The 14,923-nt window shown below is 47.6% G+C and carries 16 protein-coding genes and 1 riboswitch; of the genes, 3 read left to right on the forward strand and 13 right to left on the reverse strand.

What is annotated here, in order from left to right; genetic code table 11:
- Positions 1–67 precede the first annotated feature (67 nt).
- Positions 68–248: riboswitch (cobalamin riboswitch) on the reverse strand.
- A 44-nt stretch (positions 249–292) separates the two neighbouring features.
- The 6 genes from argS to BBI11_RS13195 form a co-directional block, all read right to left on the reverse strand.
- Positions 293–1,954 carry an arginine--tRNA ligase gene (argS, locus tag BBI11_RS13165; protein WP_068464264.1) on the reverse strand — a complete coding sequence of 554 codons (1,662 nt, stop codon included), beginning with the start codon at positions 1,952–1,954 and terminating at the stop codon, positions 293–295.
- Positions 1,951–2,361, reverse strand: a complete 411-nt coding sequence (locus BBI11_RS13170) for a YwiB family protein (protein WP_068464267.1) — start codon at positions 2,359–2,361, stop codon at positions 1,951–1,953. Before BBI11_RS13170 ends, argS begins: the two co-directional genes overlap by 4 nt.
- Before the next feature lie 495 nt (positions 2,362–2,856).
- Positions 2,857–4,101 carry a cation:proton antiporter gene (locus BBI11_RS13175; RefSeq protein ID WP_068464271.1) on the reverse strand — a complete coding sequence of 415 codons (1,245 nt, stop codon included), beginning with the start codon at positions 4,099–4,101 and terminating at the stop codon, positions 2,857–2,859.
- Between the two features lie 599 nt (positions 4,102–4,700).
- Positions 4,701–5,573, reverse strand: a complete 873-nt coding sequence (gene speB / locus BBI11_RS13180; protein ID WP_068464274.1) for an agmatinase — start codon at positions 5,571–5,573, stop codon at positions 4,701–4,703.
- A gap of 1 nt (position 5,574) precedes the next feature.
- Positions 5,575–6,408 (reverse strand): spermidine synthase, encoded by an 834-nt coding sequence (speE, locus tag BBI11_RS13185; protein ID WP_068464277.1) that lies wholly within the window; start codon positions 6,406–6,408, stop codon positions 5,575–5,577.
- 416 nt (positions 6,409–6,824) lie between these two features.
- On the reverse strand, positions 6,825–7,340 hold the full coding sequence (locus BBI11_RS13195; RefSeq protein WP_068464283.1) for a YwhD family protein: 516 nt from the start codon (positions 7,338–7,340) through the stop codon (positions 6,825–6,827).
- A 65-nt stretch (positions 7,341–7,405) separates the two neighbouring features.
- On the opposite strand from BBI11_RS13195, the gene BBI11_RS13200 reads away from it, so the two are divergent.
- The gene (locus tag BBI11_RS13200) at positions 7,406–7,591 is read left to right on the forward strand and encodes a 2-hydroxymuconate tautomerase (protein ID WP_068464286.1); all 186 of its coding nucleotides are present in this window, start codon (positions 7,406–7,408) and stop codon (positions 7,589–7,591) included.
- Positions 7,592–8,056: 465 nt separating this feature from the next.
- On the opposite strand, the gene BBI11_RS13205 is transcribed toward BBI11_RS13200, so the two are convergent.
- From BBI11_RS13205 to lipL, 3 genes are read right to left on the reverse strand one after another with little or no spacing between them, the layout of a single operon-like run.
- Positions 8,057–8,563 carry a YwgA family protein gene (locus BBI11_RS13205; protein ID WP_068464288.1) on the reverse strand — a complete coding sequence of 169 codons (507 nt, stop codon included), beginning with the start codon at positions 8,561–8,563 and terminating at the stop codon, positions 8,057–8,059.
- Positions 8,564–9,868: an HD domain-containing protein gene (locus BBI11_RS13210; RefSeq protein WP_068464291.1), complete on the reverse strand. Its 1,305-nt coding sequence runs from the start codon at positions 9,866–9,868 to the stop codon at positions 8,564–8,566.
- 48 nt (positions 9,869–9,916) lie between these two features.
- Positions 9,917–10,738: an octanoyl-[GcvH]:protein N-octanoyltransferase gene (gene lipL / locus BBI11_RS13215; RefSeq protein ID WP_068464294.1), complete on the reverse strand. Its 822-nt coding sequence runs from the start codon at positions 10,736–10,738 to the stop codon at positions 9,917–9,919.
- Positions 10,739–10,908: 170 nt separating this feature from the next.
- Between lipL and hemQ the strand changes: the two genes are divergently transcribed.
- On the forward strand, positions 10,909–11,658 hold the full coding sequence (gene hemQ / locus BBI11_RS13220; protein ID WP_068464297.1) for a hydrogen peroxide-dependent heme synthase: 750 nt from the start codon (positions 10,909–10,911) through the stop codon (positions 11,656–11,658).
- A gap of 151 nt (positions 11,659–11,809) precedes the next feature.
- On the opposite strand, the gene BBI11_RS13225 is transcribed toward hemQ, so the two are convergent.
- From BBI11_RS13225 to BBI11_RS13240, 4 genes are all read right to left on the reverse strand, one after another.
- Positions 11,810–12,901: an acyltransferase gene (locus tag BBI11_RS13225; RefSeq protein WP_068464300.1), complete on the reverse strand. Its 1,092-nt coding sequence runs from the start codon at positions 12,899–12,901 to the stop codon at positions 11,810–11,812.
- 188 nt (positions 12,902–13,089) lie between these two features.
- The gene (locus BBI11_RS13230) at positions 13,090–13,467 is read right to left on the reverse strand and encodes a DUF423 domain-containing protein (protein WP_068464303.1); all 378 of its coding nucleotides are present in this window, start codon (positions 13,465–13,467) and stop codon (positions 13,090–13,092) included.
- A 20-nt stretch (positions 13,468–13,487) separates the two neighbouring features.
- On the reverse strand, positions 13,488–13,754 hold the full coding sequence (locus BBI11_RS13235) for a YwdI family protein (RefSeq protein ID WP_068464306.1): 267 nt from the start codon (positions 13,752–13,754) through the stop codon (positions 13,488–13,490).
- Positions 13,755–13,813: 59 nt separating this feature from the next.
- Positions 13,814–14,488: a uracil-DNA glycosylase gene (locus BBI11_RS13240; protein ID WP_068464309.1), complete on the reverse strand. Its 675-nt coding sequence runs from the start codon at positions 14,486–14,488 to the stop codon at positions 13,814–13,816.
- A 124-nt stretch (positions 14,489–14,612) separates the two neighbouring features.
- On the opposite strand from BBI11_RS13240, the gene BBI11_RS13245 reads away from it, so the two are divergent.
- Positions 14,613–14,867 (forward strand): hypothetical protein, encoded by a 255-nt coding sequence (locus BBI11_RS13245; protein ID WP_068464310.1) that lies wholly within the window; start codon positions 14,613–14,615, stop codon positions 14,865–14,867.
- Positions 14,868–14,923: the final 56 nt, after the last annotated feature.

The raw sequence follows: 14,923 nt of genomic DNA on the forward strand, positions 1-14,923 counted from the left end.
AAACTGCGGGGGACTTACAGGACGATTCGCAAAAACAAGCGCGTCCGGCCTGTCCTCGCAAGCTTTCGGTTCGGTGTTCAAGAAGGCAGGTCTCCTGGCTTGTGGTCATTGCTCGCTGCGCCTTCCCGGAGTTTCCAGTGGCATTGCAGTTTGCTCTCACATACAGTGGCGGGACCGCGCCGGAATTGCACCGGCTTCCCTTTTAACTCATGTTCTTAGACATAAGCACCTTCATGATGGCTATTCAGTTGATTTGATGACTCCATTATACACCGAAAGCTTTAGTTGTCTTCTACATTTTTTCAGGTGCTTGGACGCCGACTGTCTTCAAGGCGTTCGCAAGCGTTGTTTTGACCCCTTCGATCAAGGCTAAGCGCGCACGCGTCATGTCTTCGTTGCTGGCATCCAGTACTTTATTGGCGTTATAGAAGCTGTGGAAATTTGATGCCAATTCATGGATGTACGTTGTCACGCGGTGAGGCGCGCGAAGTTTTGCAGCATCTGCTATAACTTGCGGGAAATCGCCGATTTTCTTCAAGACTTCGATTTCTTTTTCATCCGTCAATAACTCCAAGTGCTCAGTGGAAGCGGTAAAGTTCTGTTCCGCTGCCTGGCGCAGAATTGAGCAGATACGAGCATGTGCGTATTGTGAATAATAAACCGGATTTTCATTAGACTGGGAAACGGCCAAATCCAAGTCGAAATCCATATGCGAATCGCCAGAGCGCATCGCGAAGAAATAACGAACCGCATCCAGGCCGACCAACTCGACCAATTCACGCATAGTGACGGCTTTACCGGTCCGTTTGCTCATCTTCATCTTTTCGCCGTCTTTATACAATTGCACCATTTGAATGACGCTCACTTCAAGCGTATCGCGGTCATATCCGAGTGCTTCGATGGCTGCTTTCATACGCGGGATATACCCATGGTGGTCAGCTCCCCAAATATTGATGAGCTTATCGAAGCCGCGCTGAATCTTGTCTTCGTGGTAAGCGACATCCGGCGTCAAATACGTATACGTGCCATCGTTTTTGATGAGCACACGGTCTTTGTCGTCACCGAATGTTGTCGAACGGAACCAAGTCGCGCCGTCTTCTTCATAAATATGGCCATTGTCGTGCAGTTTTTTCAGTGCCGCATCGATCTTGCCATTTTCGTATAGGGACGTTTCCGAATACCACACATCGAAGTGAACGCGGAAATCTGCCAAGTCTTTCTGCAATTTCGCAAGCTCTACTTTTAAGCCGTGCTCACGGAATGCTTTATAGCGTTCTTGCTCTGTCATCTGCAGGAATTTATCGCCGTGCTCTTCTACGAGCGCTGCTGCGATATCGATGATGTCCTGTCCGCGGTAGCCATCTTCTGGCATGCTTTCGCCTTTGCCCAAGGCTTCGAAATAACGTCCTTCAATCGACAAAGCCAAATTATTGATTTGGTTTCCGGCATCGTTGATGTAATACTCACGGGACACATCATAGCCAGCAAGGTCCAAGATATTGCACATCGAGTCGCCGACAGAAGAACCGCGGGCATGGCCTAGGTGCAGGTCGCCTGTCGGGTTTGCTGAAACAAACTCGACTTGGATGCGTTGGCTGTTGCCGGCATTCGAGCGGCCGTATTCTGCGCCTTGCTCGAGTACCGTTTTAATGACATCGTTCAAGTAATCTTTTTGGATAACGATGTTAATGAAGCCAGGGCCAGCGATTTCGACTTTTTCGATATTCGCTGATTGTGTATCCAAGTTTTCCACGATCGCTTCTGCAATCGCACGCGGCGGCTTTTTCGCAAGGCGTGTCAATTGCATTGCCACGTTCGTCGCGTAATCGCCGTTCGCTTTATCTCTCGGTGATTCCAATTGGACCTGAATCGGTTCTTCTGTAAGACCCGCTTTTTGGACCGCTTCGGCAATCGCCTGTTTAATGTTTTGCTGTACTTGTTCTACTGCGTTCATTTGGTTCCCTCCGTAAACTGTATTTCCATTTCGTATTCGCCAGCAAAATCGTTGCCGAGCGCTAGATCGTATCTTACTTTGAAACGATCTGCTGTCATGATGAGTTCATGCGCTTTTGTCGTCAGCATGAACGATTCCTCGCCATGGCGCAAATTGCCGGTCTGCTCTTTATTCAGCAGGAATGGCAAGCGCATTTGCAAGCCTCCGCTGCGCATCACGACCGCGTCGGTTTCGCCGAGTTTGACCGTTGTCCGGATATCAAGATCGTCTTGCCGCTCATCGTATTGCAAATAGCGGCGCCCGTTTTTCTCGGTCAAGACACCTTCTGAACGCAGTTCCATCACTTGATCTTCGGCATCCGGCTGGCGGATGATCGTCGTCAATTTGATATTCACTGATTTTTTCATATGCATCCGCCTCTCCGTTTGTTGATAACCGTTCCATTATAGCCCGAATTGACGGTTGTTTTCAATTAAGTTTCAATTTCGACATTATGCAAAAGAAGCAATAGGATCAAGTGTCAGGTGTCTTGCAGAATTCCATAAGAGCAGCAAACATTTCATCAGCATACACAAAAGAAGTCACTCCTTTTTACTTCCATAAAAAAACTGGCTTGATTTCTCAAGCCAGTTTACAGAGTGTTGAAGAAGTCTATTATCCTCAATTAATGAAAAGAGTGGGAGACTATTTCACAATGAAAAATCAACAAACTCTCTAAGTATTTGGAGAAGCGTACGCTCGACTCCAGTGGTAAAGCGAGACGACCGAGACCCCGCAGGACGCGAAGCGGCTGAGGAGGCTTGGGCGCGAGCCCACGGAGTCGTGCGATAAGCTTCGGAAAATGCGGCTTCTTAACTTTCTCAACAACCTAAAAACTGGCTTGATTTCTCAAGCCAGTTTGCTTAGTGAGTATTTTCTTCTGAAACTTTCTCTTTTAGTCCTAATTTGCCGATCAGCGGTTTGATCGTTAGCCCTTGGACGATTAAGGAAAACAGCACGACGGAAAACGTTAACAGCAAGATGGTTTCTCTTCCTTCGAAGCTAGACGGAAGGCTGAGAGCTAAAGCAATCGATAAACTGCCCTTTAGTCCGCCCCAGTTTAATAAAATTCGTTCTTTCCTATTCAAACTTTTCGCCGGCATCGTACTGATGAACAGCGCAATAATTCTCGCGACGATGACAATGACAATCGCTAAGGCAATGATGCCCCATTGACCCATGAAATCGATATTGCGAATTTCGAGGCCCACAATGAGGAAGATAAGTGAATTGGCAATCAGCGTGATGACGTCCCAGAAGGAATTGATATTTCGTTCAGTCGTTTTCGACATGCCGATTTTTCCGCCATAATCACCAAACACGAAGCCTCCCGCAACTACCGCAATTACACCGGATACGTGGAGATGCTCTGCGATAAAATAACTGCCGAAGAACAAAAGTGCAGAGACAGCGATTTCAAACGGGTAATCGTCGTAAAATCGGATAACTTGAGAAAAGATGAAGCCAAGCACTAATCCGACCAATACCCCGCCTACTGCAAATCTTAAAAACATCCACACGCCGCTCCCTACACCGGCCCATCCCATTTCTATATACGTCAGCAGATAAATAGAGGAAATTTGGAAAAGGACGATGGCGATGCCGTCATTGAACAAAGATTCCCCTTCCATGATAGTCGACAGCTTTTGTGAAACCCCTGCAGATTTAAAGATCGACAGGACGCTGATTGGGTCTGTCGCACTCATCAAGGCCGCAAAGGTAAAGGCTACGGCAATAGGGAGGCCCAGTAGATAATGTGCTGCAAATCCAATCAGCAAAAATGACAGAAACGTCCCGCCAAGCGCCATTCCAATGACTGTGTTTTTCTGCTGATACAAATGATGAAAGGGCAATTTCAGCGTTGCATCCCCAAGTAAAATCGGCAGAAACAAGGAAATGATAATGACTTGAAACACTTCTGACTGGGTGATGAATGCTTCAGCCTGGTCAATCAGAGGAAACGGCAAATTGACAACGCCCAGGAACAAGCCGACCAACACAAGTGCGATCGTATCAGGTTGCCCGACTTTTTTCGCCACCCCGACCACCGCAATGGCAATCGCCAGGAGAATCAATATTTGTATGAAGACTTCATTAAAATCATGCATCGCACAGCATCCCCCTTTTATTTCTTTTCTTACCCATTTCTCTAAAAGCGATTGCGTAAACATCTATCTCGGGAAAAAGACCTCTTCCTCTTCACAATCTATAAAAAAAAGAAACAGCCGACCTGTTGGATGCCAGGCCGGCTGTTTCGTTTTCATGTTTAGCTATATGGCAAAAAGCGCCGCTTCTCCAGATCGTCTTACGCCTGTCGAGGGCTCACAGGATGTGAGTCAGCTAAGCGTTGCGACAGGACATCGCGCACTTAGCTTAGCCTCCATAAAGCCGCTTTCGCTTTTCTTCTTGTCCAGTTGCAGCGCCTAGCTCCTCGGGTCATAAGCCATTCTGGCTGTGCGGCAAAGAGCGCCGCTTCGCCAGATTGTCTTATGCCCGTCGAGGGCCCACAGGATGTGGGTCAGCTAAGCGTTGCGACAGGACGTCGCGCACTTAGCTTAGCTTCCACGTGGGCGCTTCCGCTTTTCTTCTGTCTAGCTTCAGCGGCTTGCCTCTCGGGTCGTAAGCCGACTGCCCTGTGCGGCTGAAAAGCGCCGCTTCGGCCATCCGTCTTACGCCTGTCGAGGCAGGACAGCCGCTTCAGCATTTCTTATTTAACCCACCCAAGTATCATTTCTCTGATGAGTTTGCTTGCGGTGTTGGCGGTTTGATCGGAATGGTCGTAGACTGGTGCTAGTTCGACCAAATCGAAGCCGACGACGTTTACGCCGGATGCTGCGATTGCATGGATCGATGCGAGCAGTTCACGCGATGTGATGCCACCTGCATCGACTGTGCCGGTTCCTGGCGCGTGTGCCGGGTCGAGCACGTCCATATCGATGGTGATATAAACCGGACGTCCTTCAAGTGTCGGAAGCACTTGCTTCAAGGGCTCGAGCACTTCGAATTTATACAAATGCATGCCTTGTTCTTTCGCCCATTCGAATTCTTCTTTCATGCCGGAACGGATACCAAACGAATAAACGTTTTTCGGGCCGATATGATCAGCGATTTTGCGGATCGGCGTCGAATGCGAATATTCTTCGCCTTCGTAGTTTTCACGCAGGTCGGTATGCGCATCGAAATGAATGATGGCCAGGTCGTCGTATTTGCTGGCGACCGCTTTCATGACCGGTAACGAGACAAGATGCTCTCCGCCCATGCCCATCGGAATTTTATTGTCTTTCAATAAAGTATGGACATACGTTTCGATCTCGAGCAATGATTTTTCCGGATTGCCGAATGGCAATGGAATATCTCCAGCGTCGAAGAATTTCACATCTTCTAATTCACGATCTAAATACGGACTGTACTCTTCCAGTCCGATGGAGACTTCACGGATTTTGTTCGGGCCAAAACGTGAGCCTGGACGGTAGCTGACGGTCCAGTCCATCGGCATGCCGTAAAGAACTGCTTTTGATTCTTCATAATTCGGATGGCTTTTGATGAATACTTTTCCTGAATAAGTTTCGTCAAAACGCATCTTATTCACCCGTCAAATCTTTCACAAATTTCGGCAACACGAATGCTGCGTTGTGTAATTCCGGCGTGTAATATTTGGTGTCGATGTCGTGGAAACGTTCAGCCGGAACTTCCAGCGGGTTGTATTTTTTCGAGCCGATTGTAAACGACCACAAGCCGCTTGGGTATGTTGGGATGTTCGCAAGATAAAGTTTCGTAATCGGGAAAATCTCCTTCACGTCACTTTGGACTTGTTTGATCAAATCCGGCGTGAACCACGGGTTGTCCGATTGCGCGACAAAAATGCCATCTTCTTTCAAGGCTTTCGAAATACCTGCATAAAAGCCTTTTGAGAACAAGTTTACGGCCGGTCCGACCGGTTCTGTTGAGTCGACCATAATGACGTCGAATTCGTTTTCCGACTCCGCGATGTGCATGAAACCGTCACCGACGATCACTTCTACGCGTGCATCTTCTAAGCCGGATGCAATCGATGGCAAGAATTTTTTCGAGTATTCGATGACTTTTCCGTCAATATCGACGAGCGTCGCTTTTTTCACAGATGGGTGTTTCAGAATTTCACGGATGACACCGCCATCTCCGCCGCCAACGACCAATACGTTTTCTGGGTTCGGGTGAGTGAATAGTGGCACGTGCGCAACCATTTCGTGGTAGACGAATTCGTCTTTTTCAGAAGTCATGACCATGCCGTCCAAAAACAACATATTGCCCCATTCCGCTGTTTCAGCCATCTCCAAATATTGGAAATCGGTTTGTTCTGTATGAAGCGTTTTATTGATTTTCATTGTAATGCCAAAGTTTTCGGTTTGTTTTTCGGTATACCAGAATCCTGCCATGTATAATCAAACTCCTTTATTTATCAGATTGAAATCACTTTACAAAGTATAAGTGTTTTCCGCAAAAGTGCAATACTCTTTTCCGCCACTATTCTTTACCCGAACAGGCGTGGACTATGCAATGGAATGAGTTTCAAACGCTTTTGGCCACTGTGCCTTCATTGCATACAAAAAGGCTTTCTGCAAAGGGAATCCATTCCCTGCACAGAAAACCTTTTTGGCCTGATGGGCGCGGAGAAAGTGACATGAGGCATTGGGCTTGGGTTTGTCGCAATGGCTCACAGCACTTGCCCGCTATCAGGTGTCCTAGCTTTCTAGTTGAAAAGCTGTACTCTCAGTTTACTTTTTTTTCGGCTCAACTTCAACTGCCTGAAGGACCGAATTTCAGGTTTCACATTCTGTTCAAGAATCTAACTTTATTGTGACAAATCACTATGCAATTGTTCTTCGCTGCGCTCCCACATTTCTGGGTTATGGGTTTTCAAATAATCAGCGAGTACTTTTTTCGATGGCGCATCCATATGGTCAACAATGATTTTGCGTTTCATTGACTTATCCATCAAATTAACGTGGTCCGCCAAAATTTTATAGCCACGGCGCTTTTCCCGGTTGACCACCATTTCACAAGACGTAACACCAGCGTAATATGGTCCTGCTGGATTAAAGTCAATGGTAATCCAGACGAGCCAATAATTTTTTCCGCCCTCAGAATCTTCGCGGTTGGTCGTGAATTTAATGCCACGTTCCGTCTGGCTTCTTGCGTGCATCGCGCCAATATCAAGTACCGCATCTTGTTCTTCGACGTCGATGATGAGCGGTGAAACGTTCTCGAGCGACAAGGAACCGATGCCGTAGCCTTTATGCCCGTCTGTCGGATCGTCTTTTATAATGGTGAATCCCAATTTCTTTTTGGGCTTTTCTTCATTTGCCATTTGTACAATTCCTCCATTCTGTATATGATTAGCCTAACATTCAATGAAAAGGAGCTGCATCCATTATGCCATACGTAACTGTAAAAATGCTTGAAGGCCGCACAGATGAACAAAAACGCGCACTCGTTGAAAAAGTGACAGCCGCTGTTTCTGAAACGACTGGTGCACCAACCGAAAAAGTTGTCGTCTTCCTCGAAGACTTAAAGAAAAGCGAATACGCGGTCAACGGCAAGCTATTAAGCGAAGAGTAGACAAAAACTCCCCTCGGGGAGTTTTTTTATGCGCAAATGAATGGGCTCATCACACTGCACCTTCCGCTCAGTCTCTAGGTTGACAGCGGAACAGACATTTCGACGATTTCTCAACTGAAGATATGGAAATAGTTTCTGTCTTGGCTCAGCATGTTGGCCAGGTTAAGCCTAGCCCGGTCACAAGTATGCAGGTCTGTCAGTCTTCTCAAAAGTTAAATCACGTAATAGCCAGCTGATGTCAGTTTTAACCCTGTCGCATCTGCTCATTTTTTATTCAATGAACCGGTATAGCAGCCGCGCGAATACGGGTGAAGCGAAGCAATGAGACAGGTGGTTTTCCTGGCTTATTGCGGGAGCTCAACCCCAAGCGCGGCTGCGGTTCACAACAAGAGGCTACAATCAAAGGGGAGCCTTTTGAACAAGCACCATCCCTCTCGAAATACGCTTAATCAAAGAGGACACAAGTTACGCAAGCTTTAATTGTGCCAGTTCATCGAGAAAGCGGTAGGCTTCTTCGATTTCAGTTTCGGTGAAGTTCAGTTTGCCTTTTACACTATGCAATTTGGCGATCTGTTCTTCACGCTCGAGATGGTCAAAATACAGAAGAGTCGAAGCCAGTTCAAGAAAGCGTGCGCTTTTGGCATTGAGCAAAGCGGCGGCTTCAGGGTTTTTCGGGATCGATGCCGCAACGGCTTGTCGGAATTCCATGCCTTCTTCCGTGACCGCGTATTTATATTGAACATAGGAACCTTTGTCTTCCAATGCTTCTGAAATAAAGCCCATATCGCATAATTCCTCAATGCGCGCCGTCAATTCTTCCGAATAGGGCCCGTAGATATGAAATTCATATTTCTCTCTGAACGGGACATTGAGCTTTTTCATAATATAGACCATTTTCTGCAGTTTCTTTCGGCCGGTTACTCCTTCGGCCGTCGCGATAAAATCAACGATTCTTGCATGTTCTTGGAGCAACTAAACCCCTCCTTCTCTGAGCATCTCCAGGATTTGCTGCTTAATGGCTTTTTTCTTGCCATCGATAAGCAATTCCGCTGGAAAATATAATTTATAATCGGTTCGGCGTTTGCCAGATATGGCGTCTACAATCTGGGATAACCTGGATAGTTCTTTAATGTCGCCGTTTGGCATCAATAATTGGATCGGCAGGCGTTCTTCCTCTTCCCCCGGGCGATAGAAATCATAAGGCAAATCGGAAGTGGAGTCATCGATTAAATAATATTCAGGATCGATGCCCGCTTTTTTGAACAACGCTGATAGTTCCCCGAGTTTCTTATAGTCCGTGCCGGGATCGAAATCGACGTATTGGAACAGGCGGCGGTTGACGAAACGCTCGCACAAATCGGCGAGGATCGGGTCGCGCTCATTGATCCAAAGCTGGAAATAAGTCATCAAGACCCCTTCATCGAGCGCCAAATAATCGGCTAGCGTAAAGCTGCGGTCGAAAAAGGCCAGGAAATGGGTCGGCGGCTGCTGGAATTCATAGCCGTTTTCGCTCAATTCCTTTGCCCGTTGCAAGATTTTCCGCAAAATGACTTCTGCACTTCTTGCAACTGGATGGAAATACACTTGCCAGTACATCTGGTAGCGGCTCATGATATAGTCTTCGACCGCGTGCATGCCGCTCGACTTGATGACGACTTGGTCATCTAATGGCCGCATGACCCGCAGGATGCGCTCCATATCAAAATGACCATAGGAAACACCCGTATAATAGGCATCGCGCTGCAAATAATCCATCCGGTCAGCGTCGATCTGGCTGGAAATGAGCGAGACGACTTGTTTATTGGAATAGGTTTTGGCAATGACTTCTGCAACATCTGCAGGAAAATCAGGCGCAACTTTTTGCAAGATGCTGTTCACTTCCGTATCACCGGTCAAGATGGCACGCGTGAATTCTTCATGATCCACATCAAATACTTTTTCAAATGAATGTGAAAACGGGCCATGCCCGAGGTCGTGAAGAAGTGCGGCACACAACACCGTCAAACGCTCGCCTTCATCCCATTCCGGGCGGCCGTGAAACACATCGTCCGAAATGCGCCGGACGATTTCATAGACGCCAAGCGAATGGTTAAACCGGCTATGCTCTGCGCCGTGAAAAACGAGGTAGGATGTCCCGAGTTGTTTGATACGGCGCAAGCGTTGGAACTCTTTTGAATTGACGAGGTCCCAAATCACTTGGTCGCGTACGTGGATATACCGGTGAACCGGATCTTTGAACACTTTTTCTTCAGCTAATTTCTGTGTGGCGTAGCTCACGGGCGCTCCTCCTCGAATCGTACTGGTTATTTTACACGAATCATGCGCTCATTCAAGCGTCCATTCGAGCATTTTTTCATTGCGGTCAAGTACCCGTTTTAAATAAAACGAATACAATTCAAATTCCTCTTCTTGAAGCGGCATTGGGTTCGGCGAGCCGAGAAGTGCATTTAAATCGACTACCACTTCAGGCACCGTGATGTCACGGCCAAGCAATTCGCTAAGCGAGGCCATTACTTCCGGCTGGATTTCGGGGTAACTGAATTTTGTTTCTTCGCCCCCTCTGCCCGCTTCGTAAAATTCGCGAATCACTTCCGCCCGTTCCGCGCCGCTTCCTTCGATGCACAAATACACTTGCACCGCTATACCGCGGCGAATGCGCCGCTGGGAAATGCCGGCAAATTTCTTGCCGCCGATGCTTAAATCGTAGCTGCCCGGGCAGTAGGAACCGACGATTTCGTAGGCATCGATTGTCGCTTCCGGAAACAAAGCCTCCACCAGTTCGACCATGATATCGTAGCCTTGCGGAATATCGATGGCACCTTCTTTTTCCGATAGAACGACGGAAATATTCAAGACGCCGGAATCGAGCACCACGGCAAGGCCGCCGGAATTCCGGACGATTCCCTGATAGCCGTTGTCTTCTAGTACTGCCATCGCTTTATCGATATGGGGCAAGCGATGGTCTTGGATGCCAAGTACGACCGTGTCATCGTGCACCCAGGTTCTGACAGTCGCCGGACTTTTCTGGGAACCAACCAGTTCACAAAGCGTGTCGTCGGCTGCGAACGATTCGAGCGCAGAACGGTTGCGCGCGCTCAAGGACTGGTCCCAAAAGCGCCATTTTTTATCTTCCATAAATAAAGCCATGCTGTCATTCTCCTCTTTTTGATTCACTCTTCTCAGTTTACCCTTTTCAATGCGGGCTGAAAAGGCGCTGCGCCCATGGCAAATTCGTGACAGGCCGCATTCGAATAGGAACTTCGCTTGCGCGTGTGATAAACTGGGAAAGAGATTTATATAAAAGGAGTGTTCTACTGATGAATGAAGCAGCAATCACATTAGACGGCTGGTACGTGCTCCACGATTTCCGTTCGATGGACTGGGTCGCGTGGAAAATGCTCGACGACGAAGAGCGCCAATTCGCAATCGACGAGTTCAACAATTTCATGGAAAAAGTTAACCAAGCTGATGACAATAAAACCGGTGCCCACGCCCTTTATTCCATCATCGGGCAAAAAGCAGATCTTATGCTTATGCTCTTGCGCGAAACGATGGATGAATTGCGCGAGCTCGAAACCGAATACAATAAATTGACTTTGATCGCTTATACAGTACCGACGTATTCTTACGTATCCGTTGTGGAATTGTCGAACTACCTGTCAGGCGACAGCGATGAAGACCCTTACCAAAACCCGCATGTCCGTTCGCGTCTGTACCCTGAGCTGCAACGCTCCCAGTACATCTGCTTCTATCCAATGGACAAGCGTCGCGAAGGCAACGACAACTGGTACATGTTGCCGATGCAAGAGCGCAAAGATTTGATGCTGTCTCACGGCAAGATCGGTCGCAGCTATGCTGGTAAGGTCAAACAAATCATTTCCGGCTCTGTCGGATTCGATGATTACGAATGGGGCGTCACGCTTTTCGCGGAAGACGTTCTCCAGTTCAAGAAACTCGTCTATGAAATGCGTTTCGATGAAGTTTCCGCTCGCTACGGCGAATTTGGTTCATTCTACGTCGGCACGATTCTCGACAAAGAAAAAACCGTGAAATTCCTCGAAGTATAAATTTCTGATAAACGCCGCCTCCTTTCATCAGGAAGCGGCGTTTTTTTCGTCTTCACTGATAGTTGGCGGCGCAATCATCGAAGAAGTACCAGATTCAGCGAAACAACATAAAAAAGTTGCCTGCGTGTGCCGGCAACTTTTTTTATGTCATTTACGCTTCCTTTAACTCTTTGTTCTCGTTCTTTGCAGCGGGCTTGACCGTTTTGACAGAAGGAACGGTCAAGATAACGCGGCCAAATGGCAGTTTCTGTACCAGCAAAATGATGCCAATCGTAATGGCCATGACCACTACGTACCATAATGGAAACAGGGATAGCCGCCATACACCCTCAGGCATATTGCGCTGCAGCATATTGATGACAAATGGGTGGATCAAATAGATTCCCATAGACATCGCGCCTAGCTTCGAAGCGACTGTATGGAGCAGTGGATTTCGCCCGACCTTCTCGGCAATCGCCATGATAAACAAAATGAGGATCGGCAAATTGATGATGTTGGATACGCGGTTGGATCCTATGTAACGTCCCCATTCGTATTCAACTGCCGCAAAGTAAAGGATTAGCAGCACCCCAACAAACAAACCGACTCTCCATTTATACGCCCATTGCTTCGCCGTTTCCCAGTTGTAGGCGAGAAATCCGCCAAAGATGAAGAAGAAAATCCACTTCGGCAAAAAGGCTCGCTGCTCGACGATTCTGGCAAGCAGTCCGTCAAATTGCGAAGGATCCATGTATTTCATTGCATAAACGTGAATGGCAGCAGATACCACCAAGGCAATCATCCAAGCCGCTTTGCTTCTGATCAATTGCAGCAAAGGGAAAATCAAATAGAACTGCAAAACGATAGAGATGAAATAAAGGTGGGAATACGTTTCTCCGAACGCTACCTCAAACAAAAATCGTTTGATTCCCGAGTCCAACGGGTTGGCCCCAAAGACGATCCATAAATAAAACAAGTAAAACGCGGTCCAGAACAAGAACGGAATGACGATTTTCTGCAGGCGCGACGAGAAAAAGCGCTGAAAGAAAAATCCCTTATTCCTCACTTGCAAGAACAATAACAGTCCGCTGACAATGGCGAAAATCGGTGTCCCGAAACGGCTTGCCTGGTTGAGGAATAAAATAACATCCTGCCAATCGCCATGCTGAACATAATATAATGCGGAGACATGAACGAGCACGACCATCAAACAGCCTACTGCCCTCATGACATGTATATCAAAAATATGTGCTTGCTGTTTCATATACCTACATCCTTATCCGTTGATAAACCCTCATTCATTGTATGTCTACCTGCAATAGAGATACAACATATTTACAGAAACTTAACGTAATCCAGTAATATTTCCATTCTTCTGATCAATGGCAATGTTTCGTCAGACACATAAAAAAACAGCCTGCACACGCTGTGCAGGCTGTTTCTTGTCACTCATTATAAAGCTTTTGCTGCGGCAACCATCAACATGACCCATCCTGCGATGAATGCGACGCCTCCGATTGGCGTGATCGCCCCAAGTACACTGATGCCCGTTAAACTTAGAACATACAAGCTGCCTGAGAAAATCACGATTCCCGCAAGCATCAAGTACCCTGCCCAACTGAGTGAGCTGAGCGGCCCGATGAGCGCGGAACTCATCAATATGGCGACGGCGATCAATCCGATCGAGTGGAACATTTGGTATTGCACGGCGGTCTGCCATGTATCCAAGTATTTATCCGCTACGCGGCCTTCGAGCAAATGTGCCCCGAATGCCCCGAAAGCGACGGCAAGCAACCCATTGACCGCTCCTGCTATCAAGAAAAATTTCATTGGTTTCGTCCTCTTTCCATTTAAAATTCAAACAGCGAATCGCCGTTCGCTCCTTCTTCTTGCATTCTTTCAGCCGTAGGAACAGTCTGCGGCCGGTTCACCGTTTCCGTTGAAGCAAGCGGCATAGCACGAGGTTTTTTAGGTGCTTGCATACCGTCTTCAAGAAGCAGGTCGCATAAAGCCCGGATCGCAGCCAGCGATTCCCGAATTTTTTCAGGTTCGCCTTGCCGTGCACGGGCCGTGTGCTTATCGATTTCATCTAAAATACGTGTCGTTTCGATGCCCATGAATCATGGCCCCTCTCGCTGTTAGTCCCATTCAGTTTAACACGCGCCTGCCGGATTCGTCAGTCCAGGCAGAAGTCGATCGGTGCCTCTCCACGCGATTGTAACAGCTTGTTCACTTTTGAGAATGGCTTGCTGCCGAAAAAGCCGCGATGCGCACTGAGCGGGCTCGGGTGTGGTGCTTCAATAATGGCATGGCGTTCGGTATCGATCAGGCGTTTTTTCATCTGTGCCGGCTTGCCCCATAAAATAAATATGACGGGTTCTTCACGTGCCGACAGTTTCCGGATCACTTCGTCCGTGAATGATTCCCACCCTTTCTTCTGATGCGAATGCGCTTGACCTTGCCTAACCGTCAGAACCGTGTTCAGCATCAAGACGCCTTGATCAGCCCATTTCGTTAAGGTTCCATCCACCGGCTTAGGACAGCCGATATCACTCTCCAGCTCTTTGAAGATATTGCGCAGGCTCGGTGGATGGGCGATACCTGGTTGGACAGAAAAGCTCAAGCCATGCGCTTGATTCGCGCCATGATAAGGGTCTTGCCCGAGAATAACGGCTTTGACATCCCGGTACGCTGTATGTTCAAAAGCGTTCCAAATATCTTCTTTCACTGGATAAACCATTTCCTCGGCATATTCTTCTTTGAGGAATTCCCTTAATTCCTGGTAATAGCTCTTGCCAAATTCTTCTCCTAAGATTTCCTGCCAGTCATTGCTGAAAATTTGTTTAGTCATGATATTCATTCCTCCAATAAACGGCTTTTATTTTCCATGCCATTTTTTCTTAAGTTCACTCTGGTGCAAGCGCTTCAGTTCGCCACTGTTGCGTGTTACGATGGGAAAAAGGGGCTGAACACATATGGCGGATTGGCGGCAAAAAGTTTCCGATATTTCCAAAACGAAAGGCGATAGTGCACCCGAAAGCGCAAAACGCGCCGGCATGGGCTGCTTGATCGGCTTGATCGTGACAGCAGCCATTTTAACATTGGTGATGGCAATCGGCCTATTCACTAGCGGCCATTGGGTCATCGGGGGCTTTACCTTGTTGTTTTCTCTCGCTTCCATTGCGACAGTGCTCGCAGTGGCTTGGCCTCACAGGCCCAAACCGTTGTAAATCGCAAGGAATTTCTATAAAATTAGCTCAATGACTAAATAGCTTAAAGGAGATTG

Origin of the sequence: Planococcus maritimus, assembly GCF_001687625.2 — a bacterium.
GTDB classification, from domain to species: Bacteria; Bacillota; Bacilli; order Bacillales_A; family Planococcaceae; genus Planococcus; species Planococcus maritimus.

What these genes read in the sequence shown, in the direction of transcription:
- argS (WP_068464264.1), bottom strand. Translation starts at nt 1,954, where the DNA reads ATGAACGCAGTAGAACAAGTACAGCAAAACATTAAACAGGCGATTGCC.
- BBI11_RS13170 (WP_068464267.1), bottom strand. Translation starts at nt 2,361, where the DNA reads ATGAAAAAATCAGTGAATATCAAATTGACGACGATCATCCGCCAGCCG.
- BBI11_RS13175 (WP_068464271.1), bottom strand. Translation starts at nt 4,101, where the DNA reads ATGCATGATTTTAATGAAGTCTTCATACAAATATTGATTCTCCTGGCG.
- speB (WP_068464274.1), bottom strand. Translation starts at nt 5,573, where the DNA reads ATGCGTTTTGACGAAACTTATTCAGGAAAAGTATTCATCAAAAGCCAT.
- speE (WP_068464277.1), bottom strand. Translation starts at nt 6,408, where the DNA reads ATGGCAGGATTCTGGTATACCGAAAAACAAACCGAAAACTTTGGCATT.
- BBI11_RS13195 (WP_068464283.1), bottom strand. Translation starts at nt 7,340, where the DNA reads ATGGCAAATGAAGAAAAGCCCAAAAAGAAATTGGGATTCACCATTATA.
- BBI11_RS13200 (WP_068464286.1), top strand. Translation starts at nt 7,406, where the DNA reads ATGCCATACGTAACTGTAAAAATGCTTGAAGGCCGCACAGATGAACAA.
- lipL (WP_068464294.1), bottom strand. Translation starts at nt 10,738, where the DNA reads ATGGCTTTATTTATGGAAGATAAAAAATGGCGCTTTTGGGACCAGTCC.
- hemQ (WP_068464297.1), top strand. Translation starts at nt 10,909, where the DNA reads ATGAATGAAGCAGCAATCACATTAGACGGCTGGTACGTGCTCCACGAT.
- BBI11_RS13225 (WP_068464300.1), bottom strand. Translation starts at nt 12,901, where the DNA reads ATGAAACAGCAAGCACATATTTTTGATATACATGTCATGAGGGCAGTA.
- BBI11_RS13230 (WP_068464303.1), bottom strand. Translation starts at nt 13,467, where the DNA reads ATGAAATTTTTCTTGATAGCAGGAGCGGTCAATGGGTTGCTTGCCGTC.
- BBI11_RS13235 (WP_068464306.1), bottom strand. Translation starts at nt 13,754, where the DNA reads ATGGGCATCGAAACGACACGTATTTTAGATGAAATCGATAAGCACACG.
- BBI11_RS13240 (WP_068464309.1), bottom strand. Translation starts at nt 14,488, where the DNA reads ATGACTAAACAAATTTTCAGCAATGACTGGCAGGAAATCTTAGGAGAA.
- BBI11_RS13245 (WP_068464310.1), top strand. Translation starts at nt 14,613, where the DNA reads ATGGCGGATTGGCGGCAAAAAGTTTCCGATATTTCCAAAACGAAAGGC.